The organism is Geobacillus sp. C56-T2, from assembly GCF_007829715.1.
GTDB lineage: Bacteria > Bacillota > Bacilli > Bacillales > Anoxybacillaceae > Geobacillus > Geobacillus icigianus.
Map to the genome: position 1 here is coordinate 100153 of NZ_VJWB01000001.1, position 19130 is coordinate 119282.

Consider the following 19130-nt stretch of genomic DNA (forward strand, 5'->3'; position numbering starts at 1 on the left):
AGTTTGCTGCCCATACCTTTTTTCTCATCTTGCCGATCCGGCGATAGAAGGGGTTTGTAGAAATGGTCAAAAAGAAAACGAAGTTTGTTTGTCAAGAGTGCGGCTATGAGTCGGCCAAATGGCTCGGCCGCTGTCCAGGATGCCAAACGTGGAATTCGTTTGTGGAGGAAATCGAGCGGGCGGTTTCTGGGCGCGGCGCGTTTCTTCACACTGAACCGTCCAGTTCGGCCCAACCGGTTCCGATTACGGCGGTTACAGCTACGCAAGAGCCGCGCATCCGAACGAACAGCGCGGAACTCGATCGCGTGCTCGGCGGCGGGATCGTCAAAGGTTCGCTCGTCTTGATCGGCGGTGACCCTGGGATTGGCAAATCGACGTTGCTGCTGCAGACGTCAGCCCAGCTCGCCACGGCCCGCCACAAGGTGTTGTATATATCCGGGGAGGAATCAGTGAAGCAGGTGAAGCTGCGCGCCGGGCGCCTCCACGCCGAATCAAATGAACTATATGTGTTAGCCGAAGCGAATATGGAATATATTGTAACAGCGGTGGAAACGATTCAGCCTGCCTGTGTGATCATCGATTCCATTCAGACGGTGTACCGGACCGATATTACGTCAGCCCCGGGCAGCGTCGCCCAAGTGCGCGAATGTACGGCCGAGCTGATGAAAATCGCCAAAACGAAAGGCATCGCCATTTTCATTGTCGGCCATGTGACGAAAGAAGGGGCGATCGCCGGGCCGCGCTTGCTTGAACATATGGTTGATACGGTTCTTTATTTTGAAGGGGAGCAGCATCATACGTACCGCATTTTGCGGGCGGTGAAAAACCGTTTCGGTTCGACGAATGAAATCGGCATTTTTGAAATGCGCGACATCGGGCTGCGAGAGGTGGAAAACCCGTCGGAAGTGTTTTTGGAAGAGCGGTCGCGCGGAGCGGCGGGCTCAACGGTCGTCGCGGCCATGGAAGGGACGCGCCCGGTGCTCGTTGAAATTCAGGCGCTCGTTTCGCCGACGAGTTTTGGCAACCCAAGGCGAATGGCGACCGGCCTCGATCACAACCGCGTTTCGCTGCTGATGGCGGTGCTTGAAAAGCGGGTCGGGCTGCTGTTGCAAAACCAAGACGCCTACTTGAAGGTAGCGGGCGGGGTAAAGCTTGACGAACCGGCCATTGACTTGGCGGTCGCCGTCAGCATCGCCTCAAGTTTTCGCGACCGGCCGACCCATCCGGCCGATGTGATCATCGGCGAGGTTGGCTTGACCGGCGAGGTGCGCCGTGTTTCGCGCATTGAACAACGGGTGCAAGAGGCGGCCAAACTAGGGTTTTCGCGCGTCATTGTGCCAAAAAACAATATCACGGGCTGGCAGCCCCCCGACGGCATCCAAGTAATCGGCGTATCACATGTCGCTGAGGCGCTCGAGCATACGATGTTATAAAGCGGGCGAAACGTGAACCCTTTTTGCTTCCATCAACGTAAGAAAATCATGGGCGCAAACTGCCGCGGCATCATCGGCACTTCTATTGTTACAAGTTGATGTCGAATGTTCAAAAATAGTGAAAAATGATCTTCCAATTGGTTTCAAACATGGGAAACTGTTTATAATGTTAAATAGGAGGTGAAAATGGGCCGATGGTGAAACGGATTGTGCAATTGTTTTTTCTTGCCGTAGGCGGAACGTTAGGCGCCATGTTTCTGCCCGATTTGTTTCGGCTGTTAAATGTAAGCGGCCTGCCGCTTCTTCATCATTCATATTTGTTGGCGCTCTTGGGGGCCGTTCTGTTCTTTTTGCTGACGTTTTGGCTTGTGGATTATGTCGTCGATATGATCCGATGGGTTGAGGAAACATTGGTGAAAGCGCCAGCCGTTGATGTGCTGTTTGGCAGCCTTGGGTTGATTTTTGGTCTCATTATCGCGTTTTTCATTGTCATGCCGTTGCAGTCGTTTCGCATTGAAGTGCTCAATACAGTGCTGCCGGTTTTTTTGACCATTTTGCTCGGCTATTTAGGGTTTCGCGTTGGTTGGAAGAAACGGAATGAGCTAATGAATTTATTTTCGCTTTCCAACCGCATGACAAAGAAAAAAAGCGCAGAGGTTGAGAACGAACCGTCAAAAGGCGGCGCCGTCAAAATTTTGGACACGAGCGTCATCATCGATGGGCGGATTGCGGACATTTGTCAAACCGGCTTTTTGGAAGGACCGCTTGTCATCCCGCGATTTGTCCTCGAAGAATTGCAGCATATCGCCGATTCGTCCGACGTGCTGAAGCGGAACCGCGGCCGCCGCGGCTTGGACATTTTGAACCGCATTCAAAAAGAAATGGCCATGAAAGTAGAAATTCACGAAGCGGATTTTAATGATGTCCAAGAAGTCGACAGCAAGCTTGTCAAGTTGGCTAAGCAGCTGCAAGGGGTCGTTGTGACGAACGATTTCAACTTAAACAAAGTATGTGAGCTGCAAAACGTGCGCGTCTTAAACATCAACGACTTGGCGAACGCGGTCAAACCGGTCGTGCTGCCGGGGGAAGAGCTGAACGTGCACGTCATCAAAGACGGCAAAGAGCATAACCAAGGTGTCGCCTATTTGGACGATGGGACAATGATCGTTGTGGAAGATGGCAAAGAATATATCGGCAAACGGGTTGACGTTTTGGTGACTAGCGTGTTACAAACATCTGCGGGGAGAATGATTTTTGCCAAGCTAAAACTGTTGCAAAAAGCGCTTTAGAAGAATAGGGGAAACGTCCAATGAAGTATGAAGCGATCGTGTTGGCGGCCGGACAAGGAAAGCGGATGAACGCCGGCATGAACAAGCAATTTCTTGAACTTGGCGGCGAACCGCTCATCGTTCGGACATTGAAAGTGTTTGACGGCGATGAGCGGTGCGCCGGCATTGTGCTCGTCGTCAACCCGGCTGAACGACAGCGGTTGGCGCAACTGCTTGAACGTTATCGCATCCGTAAAGTCACAGCGCTGGCCAACGGCGGACAGGAGCGGCAGCATAGCGTGTATAACGGGCTGCAGGCGCTCAAGGGAGAGGGGATCGTCCTCATCCATGACGGCGCTCGCCCGTTTATTCGCGTCCGGCAGTTGCATGAGCTGGCCGATGCCGCGGTTCAAGACGGGGCGGCCATTCCAGCCGTGCGGGTGAAAGACACGATTAAAAAAGCGAACGGCTTGTTTGTTGAGGAAACGATCGATCGTTCCAGCTTGTGGGCGGTGCAAACGCCACAAGCTTTTCGTCTGTCTTTGATCATGGAGGCGCACGAGGCGGCGAAACGGGATGGTTACCTAGGCACGGATGATGCCAGCCTCATCGAACGGCTCGGCAAGCCGGTGAGGCTTTTGGAGGGAGACTATCAGAACATTAAGTTGACAACGCCGGACGATTTGCTGTTTGCCGAAGCGATTTTAGCAAGCCGTCTTGTCGAGTAGAATGGGGGAAAAGACATGTTTCGCATTGGACAAGGGTTTGACGTTCATCAGCTCGTGGAAGGGCGCCCGCTTATCATCGGTGGTGTCCATATCCCATATGAGAAAGGGTTGCTCGGTCATTCTGATGCCGATGTGCTGTTGCACGCGGTGGCCGATGCGTGCCTCGGCGCGATTGGCGCTGGCGATATTGGACGGCATTTTCCCGATACGGACCCGCGCTATAAAGATGCTGACTCAACCGAGTTGCTCGCGCACGTATGGGCGCTCGTCCGGCAAGAAGGGTATACGCTAGTTAATGCAGACTGCACCATTATCGCACAAAAGCCGAAGATGGCACCGTACATCGAGGACATGAAGACGATGATCGCCCGGCTGCTCGAAGCCGAGCGTTTGCAAGTGAATGTGAAGGCGACGACGACAGAAAAACTGGGATTCACTGGGCGCGAAGAAGGCATTGCTGCCCAGGCGGTCGTATTGCTGCAAAAGAGCGGGGCGTAATATTAGGGTGTGCGATGCCGTATGATGACCGCTTAGGAAGCGGCGGCATGACGGATCCGGAAGCGTTCCGGCCTCGTGTTTTTCCGCTGGGGCGTGAAGGCGTCGAGCGGAAGAGGCCGGCGTCCGGCGGCACAGCGCTGATGAGGCGAGCCGTCCGTTTTGAACATTGCCGCGATAAACGGTACAATAATAGCACAAGTTTTGATGGAAGTGGAGGGGTTGGACGATGGCAAAAGAGGTGCGCGTGCGCTATGCGCCGAGCCCGACCGGCCATTTGCATATCGGCGGGGCGCGAACAGCGTTGTTTAATTATTTGTTTGCCCGCCACCACGGTGGAAAAATGATCGTCCGCATCGAGGATACGGATCTTGAACGGAACATTGAAGGCGGCGAACAGTCGCAGCTTGAAAACTTACAATGGCTTGGCATCGACTATGATGAGTCGGTCGACAAAGACGGCGGCTACGGTCCGTACCGGCAGACGGAGCGGCTCGATATTTATCGGAGATATGTGAATGAATTGCTTGAGCAAGGCCATGCGTACAAATGTTTTTGCACGCCGGAGGAGCTTGAACGGGAACGCGAGGAACAGCGGGCCGCCGGCATCGCCGCTCCGCAATACAGCGGCAAATGCCGGCATTTGACCCCGGAGCAAACGGCGGAGCTGGAAGCACAAGGAAAGCCATATACCATTCGCCTCAAGGTGCCGGAAGGAAAAACGTATGAGTTTGACGACTTAGTGCGCGGAAAAGTGACGTTTGCGTCCAAGGATGTCGGCGGTGACTGGGTGATCGTTAAAGCGAACGGTATTCCGACGTACAACTTTGCGGTCGTCATTGATGACCATTTGATGGAGATCAGCCATGTGTTCCGCGGCGAGGAACATTTGTCCAATACGCCGAAGCAGCTCATGGTATATGACTATTTCGGCTGGGAGCCGCCGCAGTTCGCCCATTTGACGCTGATTGTCAACGAGCAGCGGAAAAAGCTGTCGAAGCGCGATGAATCGATCATTCAGTTCGTTTCGCAATACAAAGAGCTCGGCTATTTGCCAGAAGCGATGTTCAACTTTTTCGCGCTGCTTGGTTGGTCGCCGGAAGGGGAAGAAGAAATTTTTACGAAAGACGAATTGATCCGCTTGTTTGACGTCTCTCGGCTGTCGAAATCGCCGTCGATGTTTGATACGAAAAAGCTGGCCTGGATGAACAACCAATACATGAAACAGCTCGATCTCGATCGGCTTGTTGATCTCGCTTTGCCGCATTTAGTGAAAGCCGGGCGCCTGCCGGCGGATATGACGGAGGAGCAGCGGCAATGGGCGCGCGATTTGATCGCCTTGTACCAAGAGCAAATGAGCTACGGGGCGGAGATTGTTCCGCTGTCCGAGCTGTTCTTCAAGGAAGAGGTCGACTATGAAGAGGAAGCGCGTCAAGTGCTGGCCGAGGAGCAGGTGCCGGAAGTGCTGTCTGCCTTTTTAGCGAACGTGCGGGAGCTTGAACCGTTTACGGCCGATGAGATTAAAGCAGCGATCAAAGCGGTGCAAAAATCGACCGGACAAAAAGGGAAAAAGCTGTTCATGCCGATCCGCGCCGCAGTGACCGGACAAACGCACGGGCCGGAGCTGCCGTTTGCCATTCAGCTGCTCGGCAAACAAAAAGTAATCGAGCGGCTGGAGCGGGCGCTGCAGCAAAAATTTTAACTCCGCTTTGCACGTTCAGGCGGTAAATGTGATATAATAATACAAAGTTTTTGGTGGAACAAGTTCATCATGACAAAGCGTTGACGAGGAAAAGTAGGAGGCATCGGCATTCCAGAGAGAGCCGTCTTGGCTGGGAGCGGCTTATGTGCGGTGCCATCCGAAATGCGCCTCGGAGCCTCCTTTCGAACCGGAACAGAGACGTTCTGCAGTAGAGGGGAGCGGAGCATCTCCGTTATCGGACTCGAGTGAGCGAAGCGCCCCCGTTTCGCTAAACAGAGTGGAACCGCGCCAACAGCGTCTCTGTGTCTTCGGCACAGAGACGTTTTTTATTCGAGACAGCTTAGGAGGCTGGTGGAAAACGGTTGTTTCTCTTGAGCAATGGGGGAACGCTTGAAAGGCGATCCTGATGCGACAAGGCTTATCTATTTGAGAAACGGGCTTGATAAGCGACTTGTCCCCTTAAATCACCGGTCTCTTAGAAGTGGAGGGAGGATGTCATGTTTAAAACATTGAAAGAGGACATTGAAGTCATTTTTGAACAAGACCCGGCGGCGAGAAGCTATTTGGAAGTCATTTTAACGTATTCCGGCCTTCATGCCATCTGGGCGCACCGGATCGCCCACGCGCTTTACAAGCGGAAATTTTATTTTCTTGCCCGCTTGATTTCACAAATCAGCCGCTTTTTCACCGGCATTGAAATCCATCCGGGCGCGAAAATCGGCCGCCGCTTTTTCATCGATCACGGCATGGGCGTGGTGATCGGCGAGACGTGCGAAATCGGCGACAATGTCACGGTCTATCAAGGGGTTACATTAGGTGGGACAGGAAAAGAAAAAGGGAAGCGCCATCCGACGATTAAAGATAACTGTTTGATCGCTGCCGGCGCGAAAGTGCTCGGATCGATTACGATCGGGGAAAACTCGAAAATCGGCGCCGGCTCGGTCGTGTTAAAAGACGTGCCGCCCAATTCAACCGTCGTCGGCATTCCGGGCCGCGTCGTCGTGCGCGACGGGGTAAGGGTGAAGAAAGATTTAAACCATACCGACCTGCCCGATCCGATCGCCGACCGGTTCCGGGAGCTTGAAGAGGAAATCGCTCGGCTGAAAAGCGAGCTTGAGGCATTGAAACGACAGGAAAGGAAGAACGAGTATGAGCAGCATACGGCTTTATAATACGCTGACACGAAAAAAAGAACCGTTTGAGCCGTTGGAGCCGAACAAGGTGAAAATGTATGTGTGCGGCCCGACGGTGTATAACTATATTCATATCGGCAATGCGCGGGCCGCCATCGTTTTTGACACGATCCGCCGTTATTTGGAGTTCCGCGGCTATGATGTGACGTATGTATCGAACTTTACCGATGTTGACGACAAGCTGATCAAAGCGGCTCGCGAGCTCGGCGAGAGCGTCCCGGCGATCGCCGAGCGGTTCATTGAGGCGTATTTTGAGGACATTCAAGCACTCGGCTGCAAAAAAGCGGACATCCATCCGCGCGTGACCGAAAACATCGATACGATTATCGAATTCATTCAGGCGCTCATTGACAAAGGATATGCCTACGAAGTCGAAGGCGATGTGTATTACCGGACGCGCAAGTTCCGCGAATACGGCAAGCTGTCCCATCAATCGATCGATGAGCTGCAAGCGGGGGCGCGCATTGAAGTTGGCGAGAAAAAGGACGATCCGCTTGATTTTGCCCTTTGGAAAGCGGCGAAAGAAGGAGAGATTTCATGGGACAGCCCATGGGGGAAAGGGCGGCCCGGTTGGCATATCGAATGCTCGGCGATGGCGCGCAAATATTTGGGCGATACGATCGATATCCACGCCGGCGGCCAAGATTTGACGTTTCCGCACCATGAAAACGAAATCGCCCAGTCGGAGGCGCTGACCGGCAAACCGTTCGCGAAATATTGGCTGCACAATGGGTATTTAAATATTAACAACGAAAAAATGTCGAAGTCGCTTGGCAATTTCGTGCTCGTTCACGATATCGTCCGGCAGATCGACCCGCAAGTGCTGCGCTTTTTCATGCTGTCGGTGCATTACCGCCATCCGATCAACTACAGCGAAGAGCTGCTTGAGAGTGCGCGGCGCGGGCTCGAGCGCCTGAAGACGGCGTACGGCAATTTGCAGCATCGCCTGCAGGCAAGCACGAACTTGACGGACAATGATGAGGAATGGCTGTCGCGCCTTGCTGACATCCGCGCCTCGTTCATCCGTGAAATGGACGACGATTTCAACACCGCAAACGGCATTGCGGTATTGTTTGAATTGGCGAAACAGGCCAACTTGTACTTGCAGGAAAAAACGACATCCGAGAAGGTCATTGCCGCGTTTTTGCGCGAGTTCGAGCAGCTGGCGGGCGTACTGGGGCTTACTTTGAAACAGGATGAGTTGCTTGATGAGGAAATCGAGGCGTTGATCCAAAAACGCAATGAAGCGCGGAAAAATCGCGATTTTGCCTTGGCTGACCGCATTCGCGACGAACTGAGAGCCAAAAACATCATTTTGGAAGACACGCCGCAAGGAACGAGATGGAAACGAGGATCGTAAGCGATGATGCCGTTTGAGACAGTCGAGAATGCAGGGCAGTTAAACGGTTTGGCGCTCGCTTACATCGGCGATGCGGTCTATGAGGTGTACGTGCGCCGCCATTTGCTCGCAGCTGGGAACGTTCGGCCGCATGAGCTGCACCGGCGGGCGGTTCGCTATGTGTCGGCGGGGGCGCAAGCGAAAGTCATTTTCGCGCTGCTTGACGAAGGCGTGCTGACCGATGAGGAAAAAGAGATTGTTCGCCGCGGCCGCAACGCCAAATCCGGCACGATCCCGAAAAACACGGATGTGCAAACGTATCGGCACAGCACGGCCTTTGAAGCGCTGATTGGGTATCATTTTTTAGTGAATAACGAAGCACGGATTATGGAATTGATCAGCCGTTCCTTTGCCATTATTGAAAGGGAAGAAAGGGCGTTGGAATGATGGACTACATTATCGGTAAAAATCCGGTCATTGAAGCGCTCAAAGCGGGGCGTGACATCAATAAAATTTGGATCGCTGAAGGGGCGCAGCGCCATACCGTCGAACCTGTGCTTGAATGGGCGAAACGGCGGGGCGTGCTCGTTCAATACGTCCCGAAACGCAAGCTGGACCAAATGGCGGAAGGGGCCCATCAAGGGGTGATCGCCCAGGCGGCGGCCTACCGCTACTATGAAATCGATGACTTGTTCGCTCGCGCCGCCGAGCGGGGCGAAGCGCCGTTTTTTCTCATCTTGGACGAGCTTGAGGACCCGCACAATTTAGGGGCGATCATGCGCACCGCTGACGCCGTCGGGGCGCATGGCCTCATCATTCCGAAGCGGCGTTCGGTCGGGCTGACCCCAACGGTGGCCAAGGCTTCGACCGGGGCGATTGAGCACGTTCCGGTCGCGCGTGTCACAAACTTGGCGCGGACGATGGACGAGCTGAAAGAGCGCGGCGTCTGGATCGCCGGCACCGATGCGGCTGCCAAAGATGACTACCGTTCGCTCGATGGCACGATGCCGCTGGCGCTCGTGATCGGCAGCGAAGGGAAAGGGATCAGCCGTTTGGTGCTGGAAAAATGCGATTTTTTGGTCCGGCTGCCGATGCGCGGGCACGTCACCTCGCTCAACGCCTCTGTCGCCGCCAGCCTGCTCATGTACGAGGTGTACCGGAAGCGGTATCCGTTAGGGGAATAGCCGATGAACATTTTGATTGTCGACGGCTATAACATGATCGGGGCATGGCCGGCGCTCCGGCGGTTGAAAGAAGAGGGCGATCTGGCAGCGGCAAGGGATTTGTTAATTGCGAAACTGGCCGATTATAAAGGATTCACCGGCGATCATGTCGTCATTGTGTTTGACGCCCACCTCGTGCAAGGCAATGAAAAAAAATATAAGCATTATGATATTGACGTCATTTTTACAAAAGAGCATGAGACGGCCGATGAGCGGATTGAACGGTTGGCAAAAACATTGATGAACGCGCGCACGAAAGTGTACGTCGCTACCTCCGACTACACCGAGCAGTGGACGGTGTTCAGCCAAGGGGCCTTGCGCAAATCGGCCCGCGAGCTGTTATATGAGGTCGAATCGGTCGAGCGGGACATTTCCAAAAAACTGAGCGATATCAAACAGCACACCCCAACCTCGAAAATGCCGCTCAGTGAGCAAGTTGCCGAAATCTTCGAAAAATGGCGAAGAGGGCAAAAATGAGCGGTTGACGCTGTAAAAATTTGTCCTGTATAATAACTAATAGCGAGTTATGCGGTCGGGGGGATCAGCGTGGGGGAATGCGTCAACGTACATAAAATCAAGGATTATCGCCACCTTGATGACGAACAGCTTGTTGCGCTTGTTCACGAGGGGGATGGGGAAGCGCTCGATTTTTTGATCCATAAGTACCAAAATTTTGTGCGCGCTAAGGCCCGCTCCTATTTTTTGGTCGGCGCCGACCGGGAGGATATCGTGCAGGAAGGGATGATCGGCCTGTATAAGGCCGTCCGCGATTTCAAGGGGGACAAGCTTTCTTCGTTTAAAGCGTTTGCAGAACTTTGCATCACCAGGCAAATGATCACCGCCATTAAAACGGCGACCCGCCAAAAGCATATTCCGCTCAATTCATATGTGTCTTTGGACAAACCGATTTATGATGATGAATCGGACCGCACGCTGATGGACGTGCTGTCCGGCACGCAGGCGACCGATCCGGAGCAGCTGATCGTCAACCGTGAGGAAGTAGGGGACATTGAGTTGAAGATGGCTGAGCTGTTAAGCGACCTCGAGCGGAAAGTGCTCGCGTTATATTTGGATGGGCGCTCGTACCAAGAAATTTCCGAAGAATTGAACCGCCATGTCAAGTCGATTGATAACGCGTTGCAGCGCGTCAAGCGGAAGCTGGAAAAATACTTAGAATATCGTGAAGTTCATTTGTAGGTGGCGTGTCGGGCAGCGACAAGGAGAAAAACATGACATTGACAGCGGAATGGACAGTATGATAAATTTTTATGGACATCTGGCTGAAACAGGCGGAACGTTGGAACGTCGAACAGCGCCGTTGCCGCGCAGACGATCGGCGCGCGCCTGGTGCTGACCAAGATGCGGCAAGCGTGCGGTCCATCGCCAAATCAAACCGGTGATGGAGACAGTTTGGAGCGATCGTGGAGGTACGAGTGATGCAGCGGATAACAAATTTTTTGCGTGAAGTTGTGCGCGAGCTAAAAAAAGTAAGCTGGCCCAACCGGAAGGAATTGGTGAACTATACGGCGATCGTGTTGGCTACGGTGGTGTTTTTCACCGTCTTTTTTGCCGTTGTCGACCTCGGCATTTCCGAACTCATTCGTCTTTTGTCTGAATAAGCAGGCGAATGATATGCTATAATGAAAGATAATCGCACGAGCATGGAACCCGGCAACGGGTTTTTGTTTTGCGCAAAAATGGGATAAAAACCGCCCGAGGGAGGCTCGCTGATGGAGAAAAACTGGTATGTCGTCCATACCTATTCGGGATACGAAAACAAAGTGAAGGCGAATTTGGAAAAGCGTGTTGAATCGATGGGGATGCAAGATAAAATTTTTCGCGTCATCGTTCCGGAAGAGACCGAGACCGACGTGAAAAACGGAAAACGAAAAACGACCAAGAAAAAAGTGTTTCCTGGCTATGTGCTTGTTGAAATGGTCATGACGGACGACTCATGGTATGTAGTGCGCAATACGCCGGGGGTGACCGGATTTGTCGGTTCAAGCGGAGCCGGCTCAAAACCGACGCCGCTGATGGAGGAAGAAGTCAAACTAATTTTGAAGCGGATGGGCATGCCGCTCGCTGAGGTGGACGTCGACTACGAAGTGAACGAAACGGTCCGCATCAAAGAAGGGCCGTTTGCGAACTTTGTCGGGAAAATTGAAGCTATTGACCCAGACAAGCATAAAGTGAAACTGTTGATCGATATGTTTGGGCGCGAAACGCGGATGGAGCTCGAGTTTTCCCAAATTGAAAAAATCTAGCTGGATAAAGAACTTGCAATTACTAGGGAAAAGTGATACTATTTTAAAGTCAGTATGTCTCTGAACCGGAGACATCAAGCAATGAACTTATACCGGCGCGTATAAGGGAGCCTGTTGTTATTCTGCTGATCCTCTCAACGGAAACGGGAGATATCGAAACGGCTCATAAGATGGGGAGCCGAATGAGTGGGAGGGGCAATCCCTAATACCACATCACGGACGTAAGGAGGTGTGTCTCGTGGCGAAAAAAGTCATCAAGGTCGTCAAATTGCAAATTCCTGCAGGAAAAGCGAATCCGGCGCCGCCAGTAGGTCCTGCGCTCGGTCAAGCCGGTGTCAATATTATGGCGTTTTGCAAAGAGTTTAATGCTCGCACGGCTGATCAAGCAGGGTTGATCATTCCGGTTGAAATTACGGTTTTTGAAGACCGTTCGTTTACATTCATCACGAAAACGCCGCCTGCCGCTGTATTGCTGAAAAAAGCGGCTGGCATTGAATCGGGCTCCGGCGAACCGAACCGCAACAAAGTGGCGACGATCAAACGCGACAAAGTGCGTGAGATCGCCGAGCTGAAAATGCCGGATTTGAACGCGGCGAGCATTGAAGCCGCCATGCGCATGGTCGAAGGCACGGCCCGCAGCATGGGCATCGTGATTGAAGACTAATGCTGTCGCGCGGCTCGGGAGGAGAGGTTGCATCAGGTGGCAACCTCTTTCTCCATGAATGACACTTGCCTGCCGCGCCTTTCTTCACTTTCTTCGCAAGGTGAAGAGCGTTTCGTGTGGGAGGTTTTTTCCGCTACAACCACAACCGAGGAGGATGTTTTATATGCCAAAAAGAGGAAAAAAATACTTGGAAGCATTGAAGCTTGTTGATCGCTTTAAAGCGTACCCGATTGCCGAAGCGATCGAGCTCGTAAAAAAAACGAACGTAGCGAAGTTTGACGCCACGGTCGAAGTCGCGTTCCGTTTGGGCGTTGACCCGAAAAAAGCGGACCAGCAAATCCGCGGCGCTGTCGTCCTGCCGCATGGCACAGGGAAAGTCGCGCGCGTGTTGGTATTCGCGAAAGGGGAAAAAGCGAAAGAAGCGGAAGCCGCTGGCGCTGACTATGTCGGCGATACCGAATATATCAACAAAATCCAGCAAGGCTGGTTTGACTTTGACGTCGTCGTTGCTACGCCGGACATGATGGGCGAAGTCGGGAAACTCGGCCGCATCTTAGGCCCGAAAGGCTTGATGCCAAACCCGAAAACCGGAACCGTCACGTTTGACGTCGCGAAAGCGGTGCAAGAAATCAAGGCCGGGAAAGTGGAGTACCGCGTTGATAAAGCAGGGAACATCCATGTTCCAATCGGCAAAGTGTCGTTTGACAACGAGAAGCTGGCTGAAAACTTCGCCGCTGTTTACGAAGCGATTTTGAAAGCGAAGCCGGCGGCGGCGAAAGGGACGTACGTGAAAAACGTCACGATTACGTCAACGATGGGCCCTGGCATCAAGGTCGATCCGTCGACGGTAGCTGTCGCGCAATAACCGTTGACTTTTGCTTGCCCATCTGCTAAAATGCCATTTGGCTGAGCAAATGAATATCATTTGTACCGTAGACAGTAGGTGCCCGTTTGCGGCTTAATTTCCTACCGAGGTATGTGGACGATAGAACAGCGCGCCGTCTGTTTTCCGTTCGGTGCGCTGAACGATACCTCCATGTCTACGCGGCATGGAGGTTTTTTGTTGAACGCCCAAGCGGTATAAGTGGTATTCTTCGATTCTTTTCACAGGAGGTGCAGAACGTGTCGAGCGCGATTGAACTGAAAAAACAGGTCGTCGCTGAAATCGCGGATAAATTCCGGGCCAGCAAGGCGACGGTCATCGTCGACTACCGCGGCTTGAACGTGGCGGAAATGACTGAGCTGCGTAAACAGCTGCGTGAGGCGGGCATTGAGTTCAAAGTGTACAAAAACACGTTAACCCGCCGGGCGCTCGCGGAAGTCGGCTTGGAAGGATTGGATGAAGTGTTTACGGGTCCGAACGCCATTGCCTTCAGCAATGAAGATGTCGTGGCGCCGGCGAAAATTTTAAGCGAATTTGCTAAAACGCACGAGGCGTTGGAAATCAAGGGCGGTGTCATTGAAGGAAACGTCGCCAGCAAAGAAGAAATCGACGCCTTGGCCAAACTCCCGTCCCGCGAAGGCTTGCTTTCGATGCTGCTTAGCGTCCTTCAAGCCCCGATCCGCAACTTGGCGCTTGCGGTTAAAGCGGTGGCTGACAAGCAAGAAGAGCAAGGCGCGTAACAGCGCGCTCGGATATGCGTAAACGATCATGATCAAAAAAGGAGGAAGTCACGATGACGAAAGAACAAATCATTGAAGCAGTGAAAAACATGACGGTATTGGAATTAAACGAACTTGTTAAAGCGATTGAAGAAGAATTTGGCGTAACGGCTGCGGCTCCGGTTGTTGTAGCGGGCGGCGCAGCGGCTGGCGCTGAAGCGGCGGCTGAGAAAACCGAATTCGATGTCATTCTCGCTGACGCTGGTGCGCAAAAAATCAAGGTCATCAAAGTCGTTCGCGAACTTACTGGCCTTGGCTTGAAAGAAGCGAAAGACTTGGTTGACAACACGCCGAAACCGATCAAAGAAGCTGTCTCCAAAGAAGAAGCTGAAGAAATTAAAGCAAAACTCGAAGAAGTTGGCGCGAAAGTCGAAGTCAAGTAATGGCTGCGCCGCTGAAAAAAGAGGCTGGCCCGAAGCAAGGGTCGGTCTCTTTTTTGTTACACTATGTGATGAAGGCGGTGCAATCTGTCAGCAAAAAAGGAGGGAACGATCGTGAGTGAGCATTATTACTCGGTCCGTCCAGCGTCGGAGCGAAATCCGCAAACGTGGACGTACGTGCTGCGAGGACATGAATTCCGCTTCACGACGGACAGCGGAGTGTTTTCGAAACGCGACGTGGACTTTGGTACCCGCTTGTTAATCGAAACGTTCGAAGAGCCTGAAGTGGCGGGGGATTGGTTGGATGTCGGCTGTGGATACGGGCCGATCGGGCTGGCCTTGGCTCGATCGTTTCCGGATCGGCGTGTTCATATGATTGACATCAACGAACGGGCGCTCGAGCTGGCGGAGACAAACAGGCGAGCGAACGCGATTGCCAATGCGGTCGTTTACCAAAGCGATCTGTTTTCCGCAGTCGGTGAACAGCGGTTTGCGGCCATTATCACCAATCCGCCGATCCGGGCCGGCAAGCGGGTCGTGTACGCGATTTTTGAACAAAGCCGCGATCATCTGCTTGATCAGGGCGAGCTATGGGTGGTCATCCAAAAAAAACAAGGCGCCCCTTCCGCTTTGCAAAAGCTGAACGAATGGTTTCCCGTTGTAGAAGTCGTCGCCAAGAAAAAAGGATATTATATCATAAAGGCGAAAAAATGTTGACACCGTTTTTTGATTGTGGTAGCATTATAAAATGCTAAATAGGCACATTTCCCGTGTAAAGGGGAGACGTATAATTTTGTGTGCAATGGAAAAAATGATAAAATCCATAAGCAATGAACCATATGGTTTTCTATTGCAATAGAAACCATTTTCTTTTTTTCCCCATTCAACGCCTGGTTTCCTCGCACCGGGAGCGTGTTGAAATCCCCTTTCCCGAAACGGTGGTGCACGCAAGCAAAGCCGTTTCCGCCCGGACGGCGGGGGCCGGCCGCAAGCATGCCTGCTTTGCCCCGGAATGACGGAGCGGGCCAACTGATAGGGATGGTTTTTATGTCCCTTCCGATCCGTTGGCGACCACGTTCCGGTTCCGGTTTTCATAATGTCTACATTTGAGGGGTGAATCACTCTTGACAGGCCGACTGGTTCAATACGGGCGACACCGCCAACGCAGAAGCTACGCACGCATTAGCGAAGTGCTGGAATTGCCGAACTTGATTGAAATTCAAACGTCCTCTTACCAATGGTTTCTCGATGAAGGGCTGCGGGAAATGTTCAAGGAAATTTCCCCGATCGAAGACTTTTCCGGCAATCTCTCGCTTGAATTTATCGACTATAGTTTAGGAGAGCCAAAATACTCGGTGGAAGAGGCGAAAGAACGCGATGTTACATATGCGGCTCCGCTTCGCGTCAAAGTTCGCCTGATCAATAAAGAAACGGGCGAAGTGAAGGAACAAGACGTGTTTATGGGTGATTTTCCGCTCATGACGGAAACCGGGACGTTTATCATCAACGGAGCGGAACGCGTCATTGTGTCCCAGCTCGTTCGTTCACCAAGCGTGTACTACAGCGACAAAGTGGACAAAAACGGCAAGCGCGGCTACTCGGCGACGGTGATTCCGAACCGCGGCGCATGGCTTGAGTACGAAACCGATGCGAAAGACGTCGTTTACGTGCGTATCGACCGCACCCGCAAACTGCCGGTGACGGTGCTTCTTCGTGCGCTCGGGTTCAGCTCCGACCAAGAAATCATCGATCTGCTTGGCGACAATGAATACTTGCGCAATACGCTCGAAAAAGATAATACCGACAGCACAGAAAAGGCGTTGATCGAAATTTATGAGCGCCTCCGTCCAGGGGAGCCGCCGACGCTTGAGAACGCGAAAAATTTGCTGGCGTCGCGCTTTTTTGACCCGAAACGCTACGACTTGGCCAGCGTGGGACGCTATAAAATCAACAAAAAGCTTCATATTAAAAACCGGCTGTTCAATCAGCGGCTCGCTGAGACGATCGCCGACCCGGAAACCGGGGAGGTCATTGCGGAAGCGGGAGCGATGATCGACCGTCGGACGCTGAACCGGCTCCTTCCGTATTTGGAAAAAGGTGTAGGTTTGCGAACGTACCGACCGGTTGAAGGGGTGGCGGACGGCGACATTTCCGTGCAGACGGTCAAAATTTACGCCCCGAACGATTTAGATGGCGACAAAGTGATCAATGTCATCGGCAACGGCTTTATTGCTGAGGATGTGAAACATATTACGCCGGCGGACATCATTGCGTCGATCAGCTATTTCTTCAACTTGCTCCACGGCGTCGGCGATACGGATGACATCGACCATTTAGGCAACCGCCGCCTCCGTTCGGTCGGCGAACTGCTGCAAAACCAATTCCGCATCGGCCTATCGCGTATGGAGCGCGTCGTGCGCGAACGCATGTCGATCCAAGATACAAATACGATTACACCACAGCAGTTGATCAACATTCGGCCAGTCATTGCGTCGATCAAAGAGTTTTTCGGCAGCTCGCAGCTGTCGCAGTTCATGGATCAAACGAACCCGTTGGCCGAACTGACGCATAAGCGCCGCCTGTCCGCGCTTGGCCCTGGCGGATTGACGCGCGAGCGCGCCGGGTTTGAGGTGCGCGATGTTCACTATTCGCACTACGGGCGGATGTGTCCGATCGAGACGCCGGAAGGTCCGAACATCGGCCTCATCAACTCGTTGTCGACCTACGCGAAAGTGAACAAGTTCGGCTTTATTGAGACGCCGTACCGACGCGTTGACCCGGAAACAGGGAGAGTAACCGACCATATTGATTATTTGACGGCGGACGAAGAAGATAACTATGTTGTGGCGCAAGCGAACGTGCCGCTTGCCGAAGACGGGACGTTCCTAGAGGAAAACGTCGTTGCCCGTTTCCGCGGCGAAAACATCGTTGTCAAGCGCGACCGCGTCGACTACATGGACGTTTCGCCAAAACAAGTCGTTTCGGCCGCGACCGCTTGCATTCCGTTTTTGGAAAACGACGACTCGAACCGCGCGTTGATGGGAGCCAACATGCAGCGCCAAGCGGTGCCGCTGCTCGAGCCGGAAGCGCCGATCGTCGGCACGGGCATGGAGTACGTCTCGGCGAAAGACTCCGGCGCGGCGGTCATTTGCAAGCACCGCGGCATTGTCGAACGTGTGGAGGCGAAGGAAATTTGGGTGCGCCGGCTCATTGAAGTCGACGGCAAAGAAGTCAAGGGTGATTTAGATAAATATCGGCTGCTGAAATTTGTGCGCTCAAACCAAGGCACGTGCTACAATCAACGGCCGATTGTGAAAAAAGGCGACATTGTCGAGAAAGGCGAGATTTTGGCTGACGGTCCGTCGATGGATAAAGGCGAGCTCGCTCTTGGCCGCAACGTACTCGTCGCCTTCATGACATGGGATGGCTACAACTATGAGGATGCCATCATTATGAGCGAGCGGCTCGTCAAAGAAGATGTGTACACGTCGATTCATATCGAAGAATACGAAGCCGAATCGCGCGACACGAAGCTCGGCCCGGAAGAAATTACGCGCGACATCCCGAACGTCGGTGAAGACGCGCTGAGAAACTTGGATGAACGCGGCATCGTCCGCATCGGTGCAGAAGTGAAGGACGGCGACTTGCTCGTTGGCAAAGTGACGCCAAAAGGGATGACCGAACTGACGGCTGAAGAACGGCTGCTGCACGCGATCTTCGGGGAAAAAGCGCGCGAGGTGCGCGATACGTCATTGCGCGTGCCGCACGGCGGCGGCGGCATCGTCCTCGATGTCAAAGTGTTCAACCGCGAAGACGGCGACGAGCTTCCGCCAGGCGTCAACCAATTGGTGCGCGTTTACATTGTGCAAAAGCGGAAAATTTCTGAAGGTGACAAAATGGCTGGTCGCCACGGGAACAAAGGGGTCATTTCCCGCATTCTTCCGGAAGAAGATATGCCGTTCTTGCCGGATGGAACCCCGATCGATATCATGCTAAACCCGCTCGGCGTTCCGTCGCGGATGAACATTGGGCAAGTGTTTGAGCTGCACCTCGGCATGGCGGCGAAAAAGCTCGGTTTGCATATCGCCTCTCCGGTCTTTGACGGCGCAACGGAAGAGGATGTATGGAACATTCTCGAAGAGGCCGGCATGGCGCGCGATGCGAAAACCGTGCTGTATGACGGCCGCACCGGTGAGCCGTTTGACAACCGCGTGTCAGTCGGGATTATGTACATGATCAAACTCGCCCACATGGTGGACGACAAGCTTCACGCTCGCTCGACGGGCCCGTATTCGCTCGTCACGCAACAGCCGCTTGGCGGTAAGGCGCAGTTTGGCGGCCAGCGCTTTGGCGAAATGGAAGTATGGGCGCTTGAGGCGTACGGAGCCGCCTATACGCTGCAAGAAATCCTAACTGTCAAGTCCGATGACGTCGTCGGCCGCGTCAAAACGTACGAGGCGATCGTCAAAGGGGAGAATATCCCTGAGCCGGGGGTGCCGGAGTCGTTTAAAGTGTTGATTAAGGAATTGCAAAGCTTGGGCATGGACGTCACGATTTTGACGAGCGACGAGCAAGAAATCAACATGGAACACTTTGATGACGATGACGACCATGTTCCGGACGCCATTATGGCCGACGTCAAGCCGGTTGAAGCGGAAGAAGCTGACGAAGAAAAAGATGTCGTGACGAAAGAGTGAAGCGGTCATGACGGTTAGGCGGGGAGATTCCCCGCCGCCGGCCGTTCGAGCGGATGGACGGCAAACAAGCCATGGAGCAAAA

Annotated in this window: 20 protein-coding genes and 2 other annotated features; all 20 genes read left to right on the plus strand. The window is 53.2% G+C overall.

The genetic code is table 11. The features are described 5' to 3' along the window. Positions 1–62: 62 nt before the first annotated feature. The 20 genes from radA to rpoB all read left to right on the plus strand — a co-directional run bounded on the left by radA (position 63) and on the right by rpoB (position 19048). Entirely contained in the window at positions 63–1433 is a 1371-nt protein-coding gene (gene radA, locus GC56T2_RS00530) for a DNA repair protein RadA (protein ID WP_144972340.1), read from the plus strand. A gap of 194 nt (positions 1434–1627) precedes the next feature. Next, a complete protein-coding gene (locus tag GC56T2_RS00535; protein WP_144972342.1) occupies positions 1628–2722 on the plus strand; it encodes a PIN/TRAM domain-containing protein in 1095 nt (364 codons plus the stop codon). 20 nt (positions 2723–2742) lie between these two features. Continuing rightward, positions 2743–3429: a 2-C-methyl-D-erythritol 4-phosphate cytidylyltransferase gene (ispD, locus tag GC56T2_RS00540; RefSeq protein WP_144972344.1), complete on the plus strand. Its 687-nt coding sequence runs from the start codon at positions 2743–2745 to the stop codon at positions 3427–3429. Positions 3430–3444: 15 nt separating this feature from the next. After that, on the plus strand, positions 3445–3927 hold the full coding sequence (gene ispF / locus GC56T2_RS00545) for a 2-C-methyl-D-erythritol 2,4-cyclodiphosphate synthase (protein ID WP_144972346.1): 483 nt from the start codon (positions 3445–3447) through the stop codon (positions 3925–3927). 226 nt (positions 3928–4153) lie between these two features. After that, positions 4154–5626, plus strand: coding sequence for a glutamate--tRNA ligase (gltX, locus tag GC56T2_RS00550; protein ID WP_144972348.1), 1473 nt, complete (start codon positions 4154–4156; stop codon positions 5624–5626). A 71-nt stretch (positions 5627–5697) separates the two neighbouring features. Next, positions 5698–5931, plus strand: a binding site (T-box leader). Positions 5932–6123: 192 nt separating this feature from the next. After that, a complete protein-coding gene (cysE, locus tag GC56T2_RS00555; protein WP_144972350.1) occupies positions 6124–6798 on the plus strand; it encodes a serine O-acetyltransferase in 675 nt (224 codons plus the stop codon). Then, the gene (cysS, locus tag GC56T2_RS00560) at positions 6776–8179 is read left to right on the plus strand and encodes a cysteine--tRNA ligase (RefSeq protein WP_144972352.1); all 1404 of its coding nucleotides are present in this window, start codon (positions 6776–6778) and stop codon (positions 8177–8179) included. The genes cysE and cysS overlap by 23 nt, the downstream gene beginning before the upstream one ends. Before the next feature lie 3 nt (positions 8180–8182). Further along, positions 8183–8605 (plus strand): Mini-ribonuclease 3, encoded by a 423-nt coding sequence (locus GC56T2_RS00565; protein WP_144972354.1) that lies wholly within the window; start codon positions 8183–8185, stop codon positions 8603–8605. Next, positions 8605–9342: a 23S rRNA (guanosine(2251)-2'-O)-methyltransferase RlmB gene (rlmB, locus tag GC56T2_RS00570; protein WP_033021045.1), complete on the plus strand. Its 738-nt coding sequence runs from the start codon at positions 8605–8607 to the stop codon at positions 9340–9342. The genes GC56T2_RS00565 and rlmB overlap by 1 nt, the downstream gene beginning before the upstream one ends. A gap of 3 nt (positions 9343–9345) precedes the next feature. Continuing rightward, positions 9346–9858: an NYN domain-containing protein gene (locus tag GC56T2_RS00575; protein ID WP_144972356.1), complete on the plus strand. Its 513-nt coding sequence runs from the start codon at positions 9346–9348 to the stop codon at positions 9856–9858. 69 nt (positions 9859–9927) lie between these two features. Further along, entirely contained in the window at positions 9928–10578 is a 651-nt protein-coding gene (sigH, locus tag GC56T2_RS00580) for an RNA polymerase sporulation sigma factor SigH (protein WP_144972358.1), read from the plus strand. Positions 10579–10649: 71 nt separating this feature from the next. Next, positions 10650–10781: a hypothetical protein gene (locus GC56T2_RS17950; protein WP_255515980.1), complete on the plus strand. Its 132-nt coding sequence runs from the start codon at positions 10650–10652 to the stop codon at positions 10779–10781. A gap of 36 nt (positions 10782–10817) precedes the next feature. Continuing rightward, entirely contained in the window at positions 10818–11000 is a 183-nt protein-coding gene (secE, locus tag GC56T2_RS00585) for a preprotein translocase subunit SecE (protein ID WP_033021039.1), read from the plus strand. A 111-nt stretch (positions 11001–11111) separates the two neighbouring features. After that, positions 11112–11645, plus strand: a complete 534-nt coding sequence (gene nusG, locus GC56T2_RS00590; RefSeq protein ID WP_033842691.1) for a transcription termination/antitermination protein NusG — start codon at positions 11112–11114, stop codon at positions 11643–11645. A 238-nt stretch (positions 11646–11883) separates the two neighbouring features. Next, a complete protein-coding gene (rplK, locus tag GC56T2_RS00595) occupies positions 11884–12309 on the plus strand; it encodes a 50S ribosomal protein L11 (RefSeq protein WP_033842689.1) in 426 nt (141 codons plus the stop codon). Between the two features lie 163 nt (positions 12310–12472). After that, positions 12473–13174 (plus strand): 50S ribosomal protein L1, encoded by a 702-nt coding sequence (rplA, locus tag GC56T2_RS00600; RefSeq protein WP_033021026.1) that lies wholly within the window; start codon positions 12473–12475, stop codon positions 13172–13174. Between the two features lie 47 nt (positions 13175–13221). Beyond that, positions 13222–13380, plus strand: a sequence feature (ribosomal protein L10 leader region). 51 nt (positions 13381–13431) lie between these two features. Then, positions 13432–13932: a 50S ribosomal protein L10 gene (gene rplJ / locus GC56T2_RS00605; protein WP_033021021.1), complete on the plus strand. Its 501-nt coding sequence runs from the start codon at positions 13432–13434 to the stop codon at positions 13930–13932. 53 nt (positions 13933–13985) lie between these two features. Beyond that, entirely contained in the window at positions 13986–14354 is a 369-nt protein-coding gene (rplL, locus tag GC56T2_RS00610; RefSeq protein WP_033008641.1) for a 50S ribosomal protein L7/L12, read from the plus strand. Between the two features lie 111 nt (positions 14355–14465). Continuing rightward, positions 14466–15068 carry a class I SAM-dependent methyltransferase gene (locus GC56T2_RS00615; protein WP_033842686.1) on the plus strand — a complete coding sequence of 201 codons (603 nt, stop codon included), beginning with the start codon at positions 14466–14468 and terminating at the stop codon, positions 15066–15068. 407 nt (positions 15069–15475) lie between these two features. Further along, positions 15476–19048: a DNA-directed RNA polymerase subunit beta gene (rpoB, locus tag GC56T2_RS00620; RefSeq protein ID WP_144972360.1), complete on the plus strand. Its 3573-nt coding sequence runs from the start codon at positions 15476–15478 to the stop codon at positions 19046–19048. The last annotated feature ends 82 nt before the right edge of the window (positions 19049–19130 follow it).

What these genes read in the sequence shown, in the direction of transcription:
- GC56T2_RS00565 (WP_144972354.1), top strand. Translation starts at nt 8,183, where the DNA reads ATGATGCCGTTTGAGACAGTCGAGAATGCAGGGCAGTTAAACGGTTTG.
- ispF (WP_144972346.1), top strand. Translation starts at nt 3,445, where the DNA reads ATGTTTCGCATTGGACAAGGGTTTGACGTTCATCAGCTCGTGGAAGGG.
- cysE (WP_144972350.1), top strand. Translation starts at nt 6,124, where the DNA reads ATGTTTAAAACATTGAAAGAGGACATTGAAGTCATTTTTGAACAAGAC.
- nusG (WP_033842691.1), top strand. Translation starts at nt 11,112, where the DNA reads ATGGAGAAAAACTGGTATGTCGTCCATACCTATTCGGGATACGAAAAC.
- ispD (WP_144972344.1), top strand. Translation starts at nt 2,743, where the DNA reads ATGAAGTATGAAGCGATCGTGTTGGCGGCCGGACAAGGAAAGCGGATG.
- GC56T2_RS00575 (WP_144972356.1), top strand. Translation starts at nt 9,346, where the DNA reads ATGAACATTTTGATTGTCGACGGCTATAACATGATCGGGGCATGGCCG.
- GC56T2_RS17950 (WP_255515980.1), top strand. Translation starts at nt 10,650, where the DNA reads ATGGACATCTGGCTGAAACAGGCGGAACGTTGGAACGTCGAACAGCGC.
- rplL (WP_033008641.1), top strand. Translation starts at nt 13,986, where the DNA reads ATGACGAAAGAACAAATCATTGAAGCAGTGAAAAACATGACGGTATTG.
- secE (WP_033021039.1), top strand. Translation starts at nt 10,818, where the DNA reads ATGCAGCGGATAACAAATTTTTTGCGTGAAGTTGTGCGCGAGCTAAAA.
- gltX (WP_144972348.1), top strand. Translation starts at nt 4,154, where the DNA reads ATGGCAAAAGAGGTGCGCGTGCGCTATGCGCCGAGCCCGACCGGCCAT.
- rlmB (WP_033021045.1), top strand. Translation starts at nt 8,605, where the DNA reads ATGGACTACATTATCGGTAAAAATCCGGTCATTGAAGCGCTCAAAGCG.
- radA (WP_144972340.1), top strand. Translation starts at nt 63, where the DNA reads ATGGTCAAAAAGAAAACGAAGTTTGTTTGTCAAGAGTGCGGCTATGAG.
- rplA (WP_033021026.1), top strand. Translation starts at nt 12,473, where the DNA reads ATGCCAAAAAGAGGAAAAAAATACTTGGAAGCATTGAAGCTTGTTGAT.
- cysS (WP_144972352.1), top strand. Translation starts at nt 6,776, where the DNA reads ATGAGCAGCATACGGCTTTATAATACGCTGACACGAAAAAAAGAACCG.
- GC56T2_RS00535 (WP_144972342.1), top strand. Translation starts at nt 1,628, where the DNA reads ATGGTGAAACGGATTGTGCAATTGTTTTTTCTTGCCGTAGGCGGAACG.